16 protein-coding genes are annotated in these 14,017 nt (G+C 75.6%); 1 reads left to right on the top strand and 15 read right to left on the bottom strand.

Annotated features, from left to right (window positions below; genetic code table 11):
* Positions 1–146: 146 nt before the first annotated feature.
* The 14 genes from ABTW87_RS29835 to hisD form a co-directional block, all read right to left on the bottom strand.
* The gene (locus tag ABTW87_RS29835) at positions 147–1,145 is read right to left on the bottom strand and encodes an NADP-dependent oxidoreductase (protein WP_350654724.1); all 999 of its coding nucleotides are present in this window, start codon (positions 1,143–1,145) and stop codon (positions 147–149) included.
* Positions 1,142–1,570: an organic hydroperoxide resistance protein gene (locus ABTW87_RS29830; protein ID WP_350654725.1), complete on the bottom strand. Its 429-nt coding sequence runs from the start codon at positions 1,568–1,570 to the stop codon at positions 1,142–1,144. Before ABTW87_RS29830 ends, ABTW87_RS29835 begins: the two co-directional genes overlap by 4 nt.
* A 5-nt stretch (positions 1,571–1,575) precedes the next feature.
* Complete coding sequence (locus ABTW87_RS29825; protein ID WP_350654723.1) at positions 1,576–2,019, bottom strand: MarR family winged helix-turn-helix transcriptional regulator; 444 nt, start codon at positions 2,017–2,019, stop codon at positions 1,576–1,578.
* A gap of 49 nt (positions 2,020–2,068) precedes the next feature.
* A complete protein-coding gene (locus ABTW87_RS29820) occupies positions 2,069–3,592 on the bottom strand; it encodes a hypothetical protein (protein WP_350654722.1) in 1,524 nt (507 codons plus the stop codon).
* Between the two features lie 10 nt (positions 3,593–3,602).
* Positions 3,603–4,151, bottom strand: a complete 549-nt coding sequence (locus ABTW87_RS29815; RefSeq protein ID WP_350654721.1) for a hypothetical protein — start codon at positions 4,149–4,151, stop codon at positions 3,603–3,605.
* Complete coding sequence (locus ABTW87_RS29810; RefSeq protein ID WP_350654719.1) at positions 4,148–4,441, bottom strand: hypothetical protein; 294 nt, start codon at positions 4,439–4,441, stop codon at positions 4,148–4,150. Before ABTW87_RS29810 ends, ABTW87_RS29815 begins: the two co-directional genes overlap by 4 nt.
* Positions 4,442–4,487: 46 nt before the next feature.
* Entirely contained in the window at positions 4,488–7,229 is a 2,742-nt protein-coding gene (locus tag ABTW87_RS29805) for an AAA family ATPase (RefSeq protein ID WP_350654717.1), read from the bottom strand.
* 84 nt (positions 7,230–7,313) lie between these two features.
* Entirely contained in the window at positions 7,314–8,039 is a 726-nt protein-coding gene (gene priA, locus ABTW87_RS29800; RefSeq protein WP_350654715.1) for a bifunctional 1-(5-phosphoribosyl)-5-((5-phosphoribosylamino)methylideneamino)imidazole-4-carboxamide isomerase/phosphoribosylanthranilate isomerase PriA, read from the bottom strand.
* 16 nt (positions 8,040–8,055) lie between these two features.
* Positions 8,056–8,379: a hypothetical protein gene (locus ABTW87_RS29795; RefSeq protein ID WP_350654713.1), complete on the bottom strand. Its 324-nt coding sequence runs from the start codon at positions 8,377–8,379 to the stop codon at positions 8,056–8,058.
* A 33-nt stretch (positions 8,380–8,412) separates the two neighbouring features.
* Positions 8,413–9,045, bottom strand: a complete 633-nt coding sequence (gene hisH, locus ABTW87_RS29790) for an imidazole glycerol phosphate synthase subunit HisH (protein ID WP_350654711.1) — start codon at positions 9,043–9,045, stop codon at positions 8,413–8,415.
* Positions 9,042–9,215 (bottom strand): CG2302 family histidine operon protein, encoded by a 174-nt coding sequence (locus tag ABTW87_RS29785; protein ID WP_350654710.1) that lies wholly within the window; start codon positions 9,213–9,215, stop codon positions 9,042–9,044. Before ABTW87_RS29785 ends, hisH begins: the two co-directional genes overlap by 4 nt.
* A 117-nt stretch (positions 9,216–9,332) precedes the next feature.
* Positions 9,333–9,944, bottom strand: a complete 612-nt coding sequence (hisB, locus tag ABTW87_RS29780; RefSeq protein WP_350654709.1) for an imidazoleglycerol-phosphate dehydratase HisB — start codon at positions 9,942–9,944, stop codon at positions 9,333–9,335.
* Entirely contained in the window at positions 9,941–11,017 is a 1,077-nt protein-coding gene (locus tag ABTW87_RS29775; RefSeq protein WP_350654708.1) for a histidinol-phosphate transaminase, read from the bottom strand. The genes hisB and ABTW87_RS29775 overlap by 4 nt, the downstream gene beginning before the upstream one ends.
* Positions 11,014–12,336, bottom strand: coding sequence for a histidinol dehydrogenase (gene hisD / locus ABTW87_RS29770; RefSeq protein WP_350654707.1), 1,323 nt, complete (start codon positions 12,334–12,336; stop codon positions 11,014–11,016). The genes ABTW87_RS29775 and hisD overlap by 4 nt, the downstream gene beginning before the upstream one ends.
* 107 nt (positions 12,337–12,443) lie before the next feature.
* Here hisD and ABTW87_RS29765 point away from each other — a divergent pair, with 107 nt between their 5' ends.
* Positions 12,444–13,145 (top strand): LON peptidase substrate-binding domain-containing protein, encoded by a 702-nt coding sequence (locus ABTW87_RS29765; RefSeq protein ID WP_350654706.1) that lies wholly within the window; start codon positions 12,444–12,446, stop codon positions 13,143–13,145.
* Here ABTW87_RS29765 and ABTW87_RS29760 read toward each other — a convergent pair.
* The gene (locus tag ABTW87_RS29760; RefSeq protein ID WP_350654704.1) at positions 13,060–13,911 is read right to left on the bottom strand and encodes a DUF2567 domain-containing protein; all 852 of its coding nucleotides are present in this window, start codon (positions 13,909–13,911) and stop codon (positions 13,060–13,062) included. The two genes, ABTW87_RS29765 and ABTW87_RS29760, sit on opposite strands and share 86 nt — an antisense overlap.
* Between the last annotated feature and the right edge of the window lie 106 nt (positions 13,912–14,017).

Genomic DNA, 14,017 nt, shown 5'->3' with positions numbered 1-14,017 from the left:
AAACGCTCGGCTGGGACACCCCAGCCGAGCGCCTCGCTACTCTCCTAGCCGTCACCAACTAACCACCGTGTTGCAACGACCCCTTGAAACCACCCTGTTAACAAGGGGCCCTTCCTCTACCGGAGGCGTTAATAAGGGGCCCTTCCTTACACCTTCACCAGCATTTTGCCGAGGTTCTCGCCGCGGAGCAGGCCCAGGAAGGCCGCCGGGGCGTTCTCGATGCCGTCGACGACCGTCTCGTCGTGGTGGAGCCGACCGTCGCGCAGCCAGCCGGACACCTCCCGCACGAACTGCTCCCGCAGGTGCCCGTGGTCGCCGACGAGGAAGCCGCGCAGGGTGAGCCGCTTGCCGATGAGCAGCGCCAGGTTGCGCGGCGCCGCCGGCGGCTCGGTCGCGTTGTACTGCGCGATCATGCCGCAGATCGCGGCCCGGCCGTGCAGCCGCATCGCGCCGATGGCGGCCTCCAGGTGCTCGCCGCCCACGTTGTCGAAGTAGACGTCGATGCCGTCCGGAGCGGCGGTGCGCAGCAGCTCCCGCACCGGGCCGTCGTGGTAGTCGAAGGCGGCGTCGAACCCGAGCGCCGTCAGCCGCTCGACCTTGGCCGGTGAGCCGGCGCTGCCGATCACCCGGGCGGCGCCCCGGAGCTTGGCGATCTGGCCGACCACGCTGCCCACCGCACCGGCCGCGCCGGAGACGAAGACGGTCTCGCCCGGCCGCATCCCCGCCACGTCGAGCAGTCCGGCGTACGCGGTGAGCCCGGTCATGCCGAGCACACCGAGGTACGCCGTGACCGGCGCGAGGTCCGGGTCCACCGTGCGCGCCGCCTTCGCCTCCAGCAGCGCGTACTCGCGCCAGCCGAGGCCGTGCAGCACCGTGTCCCCCGGCGCGAACCCGTCGGCCTCGCTGGCGACCACCTCGCCGACCGCGCCGCCGTCGAGCGGCGCGTCAAGCGCGAACGGTGGCACGTACGACTTCACGTCGTCCATCCGCCCGCGCATGTACGGGTCGACCGACACGTACGTGTTGCGGACCAGGAGCTGCCCCGGCCCGGGCGCGGGAACCTCGGTGGTGACCAGGCGGAAGTTCTCCTCGGTCGGCCAGCCGCGCGGGCGCGAGGCCAGGTGGATCTCGCGGCTGGCGGTCACGCCAGGGCCTCCCGGACCCGCAGCGCGACGTCGATGTTGCCCCGCGTCGCGTTCGAGTACGGGCAGACCTGGTGCGCCTGCGCCACCAGCTCCTCGGCGGTGGCCCGCGGGACGGCCGGGAGGTCGACCGCGAGGGCCACGGTCAGTCCGAAGCCGCCGCTGCCGTTCGGCCCGATGCCGACCTCCGCCTCGACGACCGAACCCGTGACGTCCGCCTTGCCCCGGCGGGCGACCAGGCGCAGGGCGGAGTGGAAGCAGGCGGCGTATCCGGCGGCGAAGAGCTGCTCCGGGTTGGCGGCGTCGCCCGCGCCCCCCATCTCCTTGGGCACCGCGAGGTCGAGATCCACTGTGGCGTCCGAGGTGCGGACGTGCCCGTCCCGGCCGTCGCCGGTGGCCGTGGCCTGGGCGGTGTAGAGCACCTGCATGGTCGTCACTGCTCCTTCTGTCGGTGGATCGTCTCGGTGACCCGGGTGAGGGTGTCGCGGAGCGCGACGAGCTCGTCGACGCTCAGCCCGGTCGCCCGGGCCACCCGGCGGGGCACGTCGGCCATGCGCTCGCGCAGGGCCCGCCCCGGCGGGGTCAGCTCCACCGCCACCCGCCGCTCGTCGGCGGCCGACCGCCGCCGGACCACCAGGCCCGCCCCCTCCAGCCGCTTGAGCAGCGGGGAGAGCGTGCCGGAGTCCAGGTGCAGGCGGGTGCCCAGCTCGGAGACCGTGGGCGGCTCGTCGTGCTCCCAGAGCACCAGCAGCACCAGGTACTGCGGGTAGGTCAGGCCGAACTCGTCGAGGATGGGCCGGTACACGTCGGTGAAGGCGCGCGACGCGGCATAGAGCGCGAAGCACACCTGCCGCCGCAGCACCAGATCATCGGTCACCCGGAGAACGGTAGCGCACAATTGAATTGTGCACAACTAGACTGCCCGGTCAGGTCGCGCAGAGCGGCACGTCCGGCGGGATCGTCTCGGCACGCTTCACCACCGTCGTCTCGTCGCCCAGGTCGCCGGTGCGCCGGATCGGCCGGGTGTTGAAGACCTTCAGGAAGAAGTTGACCACGTCCGCCACCACCTGGGGGATCGAGTAGCCGATGCCGTAGCGCATGGTCACGTTGATGCCCGCACCGCGACAGACGGCCAGCGGGGCGCCGGCGGCGGAGCCGAGCGTGGCACCGACCTTCGACCGCAGACCGGCGTAGACCCCGGCACTGAAACCCAGCGCGCCGATCCCGACGGTGAACTTGACGTCGTAGCTCACCAGCAGCCCACTGACCCCGAGCGAGACGCCGGTGATGGAGTTGGTCAGGCTGTTGCGGACGGTGAACCCGCTGGGCACCACCGGCCCCCAGAAGGGGCGGCGGTAGCCGTAGCCGAGCTGGCCGGTCACCGCGTACTCACCGCCGGCCTTCAGGTAGCCGTCCTTGGCGGTGAAGACCGTCCGAACCTCGAAGACCTGGTCGACGGTCGCCGAGAACGGGATGCCGAGGATCGTGCCCACCGGCACGCTGAACTGCACCGGCACCGAGATCGACTTCGCCAGGTTGCGGGTGTTGCCCACCCGGGTCGCGGCGTCGACCGCCACCCGCAGCCCGGCACCGCCGGTGACGCTGAACTCGGCCCGGGTCACCGTGCCGCCGCTGATCGCCAGGTGGAAGCTCGCGCTCGGCCGCCGCATCACCAGGGCGACCTCGCCGGTCATCCGGATCTCGGCGTCGTCGTACCGGAAGTCCAGGCCAACCCCGTCCGAGCAGCACTTCGGGGTCAGCCGGAACCCACCGGCGGTCACCGTCTCGCCGGGAACCGCGAGCTTGCCGTCCGGCTGCGGCGGTCGGGGCGCCCGCGCAACCACCCCGTTCGCCGGCACCGCGCCGACTCCGGCCGGCACCACACCGCCGCGGGCCGGCACCACACCGCCGCGGGCCGGCACCACCGGCGGCAGCCCTCCGCCGACGCCGCCGCCGTCCTCCGGGAGGTCACCCGCCGCCCAGGGCGGGTCACCCGCCGGGTACGCGATCGGCCGCTCCAACGGCACCGGCTCGGCGGTGCTGAAGGTCCCGTCCCGGACCACCTCGGTCAACTCCACCGGCGCGATGGTCACCGCCAGGTCGTCGCCGTCGCGTCGCGCGTCGACCACCCGGCCGACCGCCCGTGCGGTCAGGAACATGACCTTGCCCGGGGCGAGCTGGTCCGCCCGCGCCGCGCCCGGGTCGATCCGCCAGGTCAGCCCGTCGTCGGTGACCGACCGCACGGCGGCGCCGCCACCGCCGACCAGCACCACGTCCGGCTGGTACGTCACGTCGGGGTGCGGCTGCGGGGCGAGCCCGTGCCGGATCGCCTCCGGCCCGTACGGGTCACCGGGTCCGCCGCCGGACCGGCCGTCACCGCCCTGGCAGGCGCTCGCCAGCAGGGTGCCGAGCAGGGCCGCCACGGCCAGCGAACGTCCACCGCGGATCACCGTCGCACCCTCAGAGCCGCTCGGCCACGGTACGCGCCACCTTCTCCAGCGGCTTACGGTTCTCCGCCGGGTCGTTGAGGCGTACCAGGCGGACCGCTACCCAGACGCCGGACCGGTGGACGAAGACCGCGTCCGCGCCCGCGTACGCCTCGTCGGCGACACCGGCCAACGGGCGCAGTTCGTGTCCCAGCTCGCGCTCGATGTCCAGGTACTTCTTCGCGCCGTCACCCACGTAGACCTCCACCTGGGCGGTGGGACCGCTGACCGGCGCGGTGTAGCCGCACGTGTCCCGGATCGGCACCGCGTCGTTCAGCGGCGTGCCCGCGAGTTCTTCGGCCTCCGGCTTGGTCACCAGTTGGCAGGCGTCCGGAAGCGCCACCGGGGACGCCGCCGGCTCCCCGCCGGCCGTGGGAGCCTCCGACGGCAGGTCGATCCCGGTCGGCCCCGGAGCGACCGGTGTGCTCGCCGGCTCGCCGCCGCAGCCGGCCAGCGATGTGGCCGCGATCGCGGCCAGCGCCGCCAGCATCGGGCCGATGCGTCCTCGGACGGTCAACCTCACCTCGACGTCCCTCCTGCCTCGTCGGTAGGCGCGGTGCCCCGCGCCACGTCCGGTGCCGCGATCCACTCGGCCGGGCCGAGCCGGTCGACCCGCCAGCCGGCGGCCCGTGCCACGGCGGCCACCGTCTCCGCGTCCGGTCCCTCGACCAGGGCGAGCACCACGTCGTCGGCCGGGATGCGCAGCGCGCCACGCAACCTGGTGGTGCCGGTGGTCAGGCGCTCGACCGGCTCGTCGGCGCGCTCCGCCGGGCCGCGGTCGTAACGTTCGAGGACGAAGAGGCGGGAGGCCATGCGCCGACGCTAGGCCCGGCCGGCACGGAGGTAATCGGGTGTTTCCCTACGCTTCGGCCTCGGTCCGGGCCATCACCGCGCCCAGTTCGGCGCGGCTGGCCACGCCCAACTTCCGGTACACCCGGGCGAGGTTCGCCTCCACCGTCTTCGGGCTGATGAACAGCGTGTCGGCGATCGCCCGGTTGGTCCGGCCGGCCGCCGCGAGCCGGGCCACCTCCAGCTCGGTGCCGGTGAGCTGCCGGGGTGCCGGTGGCCGGCCGCCGGTACGGGCCACCTCCGCGCGCGCCCGCTCCGCCAGGGCCGCCGCTCCGAGCGCGTCGAACTCCGCGGCCGCCGCCGTCAACGCCTCCCGCGCCGCCCGGCGGCGCCGCATCCGGCGGTGCGCCACCCCCGCCACCAGCAGGCAGCGGGCCCGGTCCAGGGGCAGCACGTACGGCGGCACCCCGGCCCGCGCGGTGGCCAGCTCCGCCAGCGCGTCCGACGGGTCGGCGCCGCGCGCGCCGGCCAGGAGCACCCGGCTGCGGGCCAGCCCCAGCGTCGTCCACGGCCGGGGCAGTCGCCGGTGGCGGGCGGCGAGCCGGTCCAGCACGGCCTCCGCGGTCGCCAGGTCGCCGGCACCGACGCACGCCTCCAACCAGTCCGGCTCGAAACGCTGGGCGAACGGCTCGACCACACCCAGCCCGTCAAGCGTCGACGCCACCCGGCCGTAGTGCCGAGCCGCCTCCGGCAGCCGGCCGCCGATCAACGCGGCGTACCCAGCCAGCTGCTCGTGGATCCGCCGGAGCCACGGGTCGTCCAGTTCGGCGGCCCGGCGCAGCCCCACCGCGGCGATACGCTCGGCCTCGCCGAGCCGACCGCGGTGCGCCAGGAGCAGGCCACTCATCCAGTCCTCGCTGGCCTGGCCGGTGCCGTACTGCTCACCCAGCTCCCGGGCCGCACCGAGGTGCGCCTCGGCGGCCGACCAGCGGCCGGCGAGCAACTCGTTCTCCGTGAGGTGGACCAGCAGCTCGTGCTGGGACGGCTCGTCACCGCGGGCGGCCGCCCGGTCCAGCATCCAGTGCAGCCGGGCGCGCGCCCGGTCATGCTCGTCGACCGCCTTCCACCACACCGCCGGCACGGTGCCGGCCAACCAGGACGGCTCCGGCCCCTCCAGCTCCAGCGCCCGGTCCAGCAGCTCCGTGCGGGCCGGCAACCCCGCGCGGGCCTCGTTGAAGAACAGCAACAGCAGCGCCGCTGCGTACAGCGTCCGGTCCTCCGGATGGTCCGCCAGCAGGGCGATCGCCGCCTCCGCGTGACGGCGGGCCGGGTCCGGGGCGTCCCGGAAGAGGCTGAGATGGGCGTGGATCCGCCCAGCCAGCCGGGAATCGCCCGGCACGACGGCCAGGGCCGGCTCGGCCGCCGCAAGCGCGGCATTCACCGACTCGTCGGAGCTCCACGCCACGATGGCGCGCAGCAGCAGCGCCTCCGCCCGCGCCGGGCCGGTCAGCTCCCGCGCCGCCCGCTCGGCGGCCACCTTCGTGGCCGGGTAGTCACCGCTGTCGAACCGGCACTGCACGGCGGCCAGCCGCCACCGCGCGTGGTCGTCGGCGGTCGGCGGGGCCAGGAGGGCGGCACTGTCGTACAGGCCCGCCGCCGTCTCCGGGGCGCCACGGGCCCGCTGCCGGTCGGCCGCGGCGGCGATCTCCACCGCGGCCCCGAGGTCCGGCCCGGTCACGCAGTGGGCGAGCTGCCGGGCACGCTCGTCCGGGTCCGGTGCGGTCTCCGCCAGCAGCCGGTGCAGCCGGCGGCGCACCCCCGGCGGCACCTCGGCGCGGACCGCCGCCGCGTAGACCGGGTGGGCGAAGCGGACGACGTCGCCGGTGACGGCCACCAGGCCGGCCTCCTCGGCCGCGTCGAAGGCCTCCGCCGGGACCCCGGCCGCGCCCAGTCGCACAAGCGTGGGTACGCCGGTGAGGGCGGCCAGGCGGATCGCGTACCGGGTCCGGGGCGGCAGCGCGGCGAGACGGTCGACCACCAGGCCGCGCAGCGACGGCGCGGCCGGCAGGTCGGCGCCGGGCGCGGGCAGCTGCGGCATCCGCAGGACCGCGCGGGCCAACTCGATGGCGAGCAGCGGGTTGCCGGCGGCCTCCCGGGCGACCCGGACCAGCAGCGGCCGGGGAAGCGCGGCCCCGAGTTCGGCGCGCAGCACGTGGTGGAGTGCGCCGACGCCCAGCGGGGTCAGCACCAGTCGGTCCGGGTGGGCCACCTGGTCCAGCCCCAGCGGGGCCGGCCCCGCACCGGCCGCCTCGGTACGGGCCGTGACCAGCACGGCCACTCCCGGCGCCAGCCGGCGTAGCGCGAACCGCAGCGCCCGCTCGCTGGGCGGGTCCAGCCACGGCGCGTCGTCCACCGCCACCAGCAGCCGCGGCGCGGCCGGACCGGCCCGGGCCGCCTCGATGAGCGCCCGCGTGGCGACTCCCACCGTCCGCTCGTCCACCGGCTCGTCGGCCGCGTCGGTGAGCAGCACACCGGCCAGCGCCGCGCGCTGCGGCGGCGGCAGCCGCGGCAGCGCGTCGGCCAGCGGGGCCAGCAGGTCGGCGAGGGCCGCGAACGGCAGCCCCGCCTCGATCTCCGTCGGCGCGCAGGCCAGCACGAGCCAGCCGTCCCGGCGGGCGTCGCCCACCAGCGCCCGGTGGACGGCCGTCTTCCCGATCCCGGCCGGGCCCTCCAGGAGCACCGGCCGCCCCTGCGCGAGGGCATGGCGGGCGCGGTCCACCACCTCGTCCCGGCCGAAGACCGCCCCGCTCACCCGGCCAGTCTGGCACCGCGCGGCAAGCCGGTCGAGGACCGCGCCGTCGACGCCCGGCGCGGCGGACCGGGCCCGACCGCCCGCTCAGGCGGCGGCCAGGGTCTCCAGGGCCTGCGCCACGGTGAACGCGCCCGCGTAGAGCGCCTTGCCGGCGATCACGCCCTCCACACCCACCGGCTCCAGCGCGGCCAGCGCCCGCAGGTCGTCCAGGGTGGAGACCCCACCGGAGGCGATCACCGGCGCGTCGGTGCGGGCACAGACGTCACGCAGCAGCTCCAGGTTCGGCCCGCGCATGGTTCCGTCCTTGGTGATGTCGGTGACCACGTACCGGGACGCGCCGGCCTTGTCCAGCCGTTCCAGCACCTCCCACAGGTCACCGCCGTCGCGGGTCCAGCCCCGGGCCGAGAGGGTACGACCCCGCACGTCGAGCCCGATCGCCACCCGGTCGGCGTACTCGCCGCAGACCCGGTCGCACCACTGCGGATCCTCCAGCGCGGCGGTGCCGATGTTGACCCGGGCCGCCCCGGTGGCCAGCGCGGCGCGCAGCGACTCGTCGTCCCGGATCCCACCGGACAGCTCCACCTTCACGTCGAGCCGGCGCACCACGTCGGCGAGCAGGGCGGCGTTGGAGCCCCGGCCGAAGGCGGCGTCCAGGTCCACCAGGTGGATCCACTCGGCGCCGTCGCGCTGCCAGGCGAGCGCGGCCTCCAGCGGGTCGCCGTAGGTCGTCTCGCTGCCGGCGGCGCCCTGCACCAGGCGGACGGCCTGGCCGTCGGCGACGTCGACGGCGGGCAACAGGGTGAGGCTCACGGTCTCTCTCCTCGGATCAGGTACGACGGTCCAGGGCGATCACCACGATCGCCGGAAGTACGAGCAGCAGGAGCGCGACAAGGGCGAGCCGCAACGCGAGGTCGTCCACAAGGGACCAGATCAGCAGGATCGCCGCCCCGGTCAGCACCACGATCGCGGCCCGTTCGCGGCGGGAGTGCCGGGGCAGCCGGCCCGTCCGCCCCCGGCGCAGCGTCGGTGTCAACCGGCGGACCAGTGCCCGCCGCCGCGCCCGCCGGGCGAGCTGCCGCTCCCGCACGACCCGCTGCCGCGCCGCCTCCGCCTCCCGGGCCGCCCGGCGCCGCGCCCGCTCCTTGCTCACCGGACGCCCCCGACGCGCCGGCCGCGCGTTCGCTCAGCCACCGGCGGGGAGCGTGGTCAGCCAGTTCCGCAGCAGGACGGCACCGGTGTCGGCGGACTTCTCCGGGTGGAACTGGGCGGCGGAGAGCGGGCCCCGCTCCACCGCCGCCACGAACTCCGCCTCGTGGTGAGCAGTGGTCACCAGGGCGCCGGCGGCGGCCAGCCCGGCCGCGTCGGCCACCGCGTACGAGTGGACGAAGTAGAAGCGGCTGCCTTCCGGCAGGCCGGCGAACAGCACCGAGCCGGCCGGCGGGTGCACCGTGTTCCAGCCCATGTGCGGCAGCCGCCGGGCGGGCAGCCGCGTCACGCCGCCGGGCAGCAGCCCGAGGCCCTTGGTCACGATCCCGTGCTCCTCCCCGTGCTCGAAGAGCACCTGCATGCCGACGCAGATGCCGAGCACCGGCCGCCCGGCGGCGACCCGCTCGGCGATCACCGGGCCGGCGCCGAGCGCCTCGATCCCGGCCATGCAGGCGGCGAAGGCGCCCACGCCGGGCACCACCAGGCCGTCCGCGTCGGCGGCGGCGGCCAGGTCGGCGGTCACCGTCACGTCGGCACCGGCCGCGGCGAGCGCGCGCTCCGCCGACCGCAGGTTGCCCGACCCGTAGTCGAGCACCACCACCCGGCTCACGAGCCCTCCCCCGGAAGCAGCCACAGCCCGCCGGCGACGGCGGCCAGCACGGCCAGCGCCGCGGTGACCAGCACGGCGCCGCGCGGGGCACCCTGCCGGTGCAGCGACAGCACGCCACCCGCCAGCACCCCGGCCAGGATCAGCAGCAGGACCGGCAGCACCCCACCCATCAGATCCGTCCTTCATTCGCGACTGCGGTACTCCGCTGCGCTGCGTTCCTCGCGCTCATCAGAGCCACCTTCCATTCGCGACTGCGGTACTCCGCTGCGCTGCGTTCCTCGCGCTCATCAGAGGGCACCCTTCGTGCTGGGCACCACGCCCGCCGACCGCGGGTCGATCGCGGTCGCCTCGCGCAGCGCCCGCGACACCGCCTTGAACTGGGCCTCCACCACGTGGTGCGCGTCCGGGTGGCCGCCCGGCCGGGCCGCCCGCAGCACGTCGACGTGCAGCGTGATCCGGGCCGCCTGGCCGAAGGACTCCCAGATGTGCCGGGTCATGCTGGTCGGGTAGACCGGCCCGATGTACGGGGCCAGCGCCGGCTCGTCGTGCACCACGTACGGGCGGCCGGACAGGTCGACGGCGGCCCGCACCAGCACCTCGTCCATCGGGACGGTGGCCGAGCCGTACCGCCGGATGCCGGCCTTGTCGCCCAACGCCCGATCGAACGCGGCGCCCAGGGCGAGTGCCGTGTCCTCCATCGTGTGGTGCGCGTCGATCTCCAGGTCGCCGACGGTGTGCACGGTCAGGTCGAAGCCGCCGTGCCGGGCGATCTGGTTCAGCATGTGGTCGTAGAAGCCGACGCCGGTCTCGATGTCGGCCTTGCCGGTGCCGTCGAGGTCGATCTCGACGAGGACCTTGGTCTCCTTGGTGACCCGCTCGACCCGGGCGGTGCGACTCATGATGAAAGCTTCTCCATTGCGGACAGGAAGGCGTCGGTCTCGGCGGGGGTGCCGGCGGTGACCCGCAGCCACCCGGGCAGGCCGACGTCCCGGACCAGGACGCCGGCGTCGAGCAGGGTGCGCCAGGCGGCGGCCTGGTCGCCATCGACTTCGAAGAGCACGAAGTTGGCGTCGCTGTCGGCGACCCGGTGGCCGCGGGCGCGCAGCGCGGCCACGATGCGGTCCCGCTGCTCCTTGATCGCGACGACGGTGCCGAGCAGGACGTCGCGGTGCGCGAGGGCCGCACGGGCCGCGGCCTGGGTGAGCGCCGACAGGTGGTACGGCAGCCGGACGAGCTGCACCGCGGCCACCACGGCCGGGTCGGCCGCGAGGTAGCCCAGCCGGCCGCCGGCGAACCCGAACGCCTTGCTCATGGTGCGGGTCACGACCAGGCGCGGGTGGCCGGGGAGCACCGCGAGGGCGCTGACCGTGCCGGGCCGGGCGAACTCGGCGTACGCCTCGTCGACCACCACCATGCCCGGCGCCTCGGCCAGCACGGCGGCGATCACCGTCGGGTCGAGGGCGGTGCCCGTGGGGTTGTTCGGGGAGCAGAGGAACACCACGTCGGGGCGGTGCTCGCGGATCTGCGCCACCGCCTCGGCGGCGCTCAGCCCGAAGTCGGCACCGCGCCGGGCCGGCACCCACCGGGTGCCGGTGCCGAGCGCCAGCAGCGGGTGCATCGAGTACGCGGGCGCGAACCCGAGCGCGCTGCGGCCGGGCCCGCCGAAGACCTGGAGCAGCTGCTGCTGGATCTCGTTGGAGCCGTTCGCCGCCCAGAGGTGGTCGACGGTGAGCCCGTGACCCAGGTACGCCGCCAGGTCGGCGCGCAGCGCCACCGCGTCCCGGTCCGGGTAGCGGTTGAGGTCGCGCAGCTCGGCAGCGACCGCCTTGCCGATCGCCTCCACCACCGCGTCCGGCACCGGGTAGGAGTTCTCGTTGGTGTTCAACCGGACCGGCACGTCCAGCTGCGGCGCCCCGTACGGCGTCAGCCCGCGCAGGTCGTCCCGGATCGGCAGCTCGTCGAGGGTGGTCATGACACGTCCCCGGGGAAGCGGGCGCTGACCGCCTGGCCGTGCGCGGGCAGGTCCTCCACCGTGGCCAGCGTGACCACGTGCGGGGCTACCTCGCGCAGCGCGTCCCGCGTGTACTCCACCAGGTGGACCCCCCGCAGGAAGGACTGCACCGACAGGCCGGAGGAGTGCCGGGCACAGCCACCGGTGGGCAGCACGTGGTTGGAGCCGGCGCAGTAGTCGCCGAGCGACACCGGCGACCAGGCGCCCACGAAGATCGCCCCGGCGTTGCGCACCCGCAGCGCCCACTCGCGGGCGTTCTCGGTCTGGATCTCCAGGTGCTCGGCCGCGTACGCGTCGACCACCCGCAGCCCCGCGTCGAGGTCGTCGACGAGCACGACACCGCTCTGCTCGCCGGACAGCGCCGTGGTGATCCGCTCGGCGTGCTTGGTCGCCGGCACCTGCCGGGCCAGCTCGCGCTCGACCGCGTCGGCCAGCCGCACCGACGGCGTGACCAGCACGCTCGCCGCCAGGGGGTCGTGCTCGGCCTGACTGATCAGGTCGGCCGCGACGTGCGCCGGGTCGGCGGTGTCGTCGGCGAGGATGGCGATCTCGGTGGGCCCGGCCTCGGCGTCGATGCCGACGACGCCGCGCAGCAGTCGCTTGGCGGCGGTGACCCAGATGTTGCCCGGGCCGGTGACCAGGTCGACCGGATCGCAGTGGAGGTCGCCCTCGGGGTCGGCCGCGGCACCGTACGCCAGCATCGCCACCGCCTGCGCGCCGCCGACGGCGTAGACCTCGTCCACGCCGAGCAGGGCGCAGGCGGCGAGCACGCGCGGGTCGGGCAGGCCGCCGTTGTCCTTCTGCGGCGGGCTGACCACGACCAGCGAACGCACCCCGGCCTCCTGCGCCGGCACCACGTTCATCACCACGGTCGACGGGTACATCGCCAGGCCGCCGGGGACGTACAGGCCGACCCGGTCGACGGGCACCCAGCGCTCGGTGACCGTGCCGCCCGGCACGACCTGCGTCGTGTGGTCGGTGCGGCGCTGGTCGGCGTGCACCCGGCGGGCCCGGCGGATCGACTCCAGCAGCGCGGCGCGCACCTGCGGGTCGAGGGTCCCCTCGGCCTCGGCGATCGCGTCGGCGGGGACCCGCAGCACCTCCGGCGAGACGCCGTCGAACCGCTCGCTCGCCTCCCGGATGGCCGGGTAGCCATGCTCCCGAACCGCCGCCACGAGGGGACGGATCCGCTCGACGGCCACGGAGACGTCGAGCTGGGCACGGGGCAGCAGGCGGCGCGGGTCACGGACCCCGCCGCGCAGGTCGATCCGGTTCAACACCCTTGCGAGTCTAGGCGGCCGTCGTCCGGGCCGACCGGCGCCGCCCGCTCGGCGGGACGGTGAGCCGGGACACGCCGCCCGTGGCGCGTCGGGCTACCCTCGATCCCGTGACTGCGCGGCTGCCGGTGTTCCCACTCGGGACCGTCCTCTTCCCCGGTCTGGTGCTGCCGCTGCACATCTTCGAGGAGCGCTACCGCGCCCTGGTCCGCCACCTGGTCGGCCTGCCCGAGGGAGCGCCCCGCGAGTTCGGCGTGGTGGCGATCCGGGCCGGCTGGGAGGTCACGCCGAAGGGGCCGGACGGCCGCCCGCTGCCCGGTGCCGGCGACGTCACGCTGCACGAGGTGGGGTGCACCGCCGAGCTGCGGCAGGTGACCGAGCTGCCGGACGGCGGCTTCGACATCGTCACCGTCGGCCGGCGGCGGTTCCGGGTGGGTCAGGTCGACCGGACCGGCGCGCCCTACCTGACCGCGGAGGTCGAGTGGCTGCCCGAGCCGGACCCGGACGAGGCCGCCGACCTGCTCGCCGCGCGCGTGATCGCGGTCTTCCGGCAGTACCTGGGCCTGATCCGCGCCGACCCGCAGGAGCTGTCCGAGCAGCTTCCGGAGGACCCGACCGTCCTGTCGCACCTGGTCGCGGCGACGGCCGCGCTGACGGTGGCCGACCGGCAGCGGCTGCTCGCCATCGACGACACCGCCGCCCGGCTCCGCGCCGAGCTGCGGCTGCTCAACCGTGAGGCGGCCCTGCTGCGCCAGGTGCGGGCGGTCCCGGTGCCGCTGGGGGAGCTGGCGTCGCCGCCGACCCCCAACTGACGCCCGGCCCGTGCGGGCCGTCGGCGGCCGGCTCCGGCCGCAGTGACGGCCACCGGGACCAGCCGGCCAGCAGGGTGTACGCGACCGCGGCGCCGAACGCCGGCAGCAGCATGTTGCCGTACGGCACCGGCAGCACGCCCAGCACCCATTCGACACCCCCGGCCCGCAGGTCCGCCGGTTTGCCGAAGGCCTGCCCCTCGGGCGCGGTCGCCAGCAGGCGCTCGAAGGTGGCCAGCCCCACCCGGCGGCCGACCTGCCAGGCGACCAGGGCCGCGCCGAGCGCGCCGAGCACGGCGGCGACCAGCCCGATCGGGCCCCGGGCCCGGCGCAGCACGAACCACAGCCCCACCGCGGCGAGGACGCCGAAGCCGAGGCCGAGCAGGCTGAACCAGCCGTCCGCGGCGATCGGCTGCTCCGGTTGCGGCTCCCCGTAGACGGCGCCCACCGCCGTCTTCACCACCGGGGTGTCCGGCGCGAGCGCGGCCCAGAGCAGCCCGAGCGGGGCGCCCAGGACCACCACGCCAAGGGCGCCGACCGCCGCCCGGACGATCCGCGGGCGGAGCGGTTCCCTCGGCTCCGGGGCCGGGGGCGGCCCGGCGTACCAGGTCGCCGGGTAGACCGGCCCGCCCGCGGCGAGCCCCTCCGGCGGTGTGCCACCGCCGTGCGGGTACGGCGCGGCCGGCGCCGCGGGGTCGCCGGCCGGGCCGGCGTACGGCGGCACCGCGGTGGGGCGGGGCCGGTCGGGGTCGGGGGTGTCCGCGCTCACCCGGTGATCCTCTCAGCCTGAATCCACCGGTACTCGGCTTGGGTGCGGGCGTGTCGAGTGAATGAGGGTGCTCCTGACCAGGAGGATCACGGTTACCACACCAATT

The sequence above is a fragment of the Micromonospora sp. NPDC126480 genome (assembly GCF_040302465.1).
Classification (GTDB): domain Bacteria; phylum Actinomycetota; class Actinomycetes; order Mycobacteriales; family Micromonosporaceae; genus Micromonospora.
Note: the sequence above shows the minus strand (reverse complement) of the source record. Positions and strands in the feature narration are given on the sequence as shown.

Excerpts from the sequence above, each read along its gene's own strand:
- ABTW87_RS29785 (WP_350654710.1), bottom strand. The coding sequence starts at position 9,215 with ATGGGTGGGGTGCTGCCGGTCCTGCTGCTGATCCTGGCCGGGGTGCTG.
- ABTW87_RS29830 (WP_350654725.1), bottom strand. The coding sequence starts at position 1,570 with ATGCAGGTGCTCTACACCGCCCAGGCCACGGCCACCGGCGACGGCCGG.
- hisB (WP_350654709.1), bottom strand. The coding sequence starts at position 9,944 with ATGAGTCGCACCGCCCGGGTCGAGCGGGTCACCAAGGAGACCAAGGTC.
- ABTW87_RS29810 (WP_350654719.1), bottom strand. The coding sequence starts at position 4,441 with ATGGCCTCCCGCCTCTTCGTCCTCGAACGTTACGACCGCGGCCCGGCG.
- ABTW87_RS29775 (WP_350654708.1), bottom strand. The coding sequence starts at position 11,017 with ATGACCACCCTCGACGAGCTGCCGATCCGGGACGACCTGCGCGGGCTG.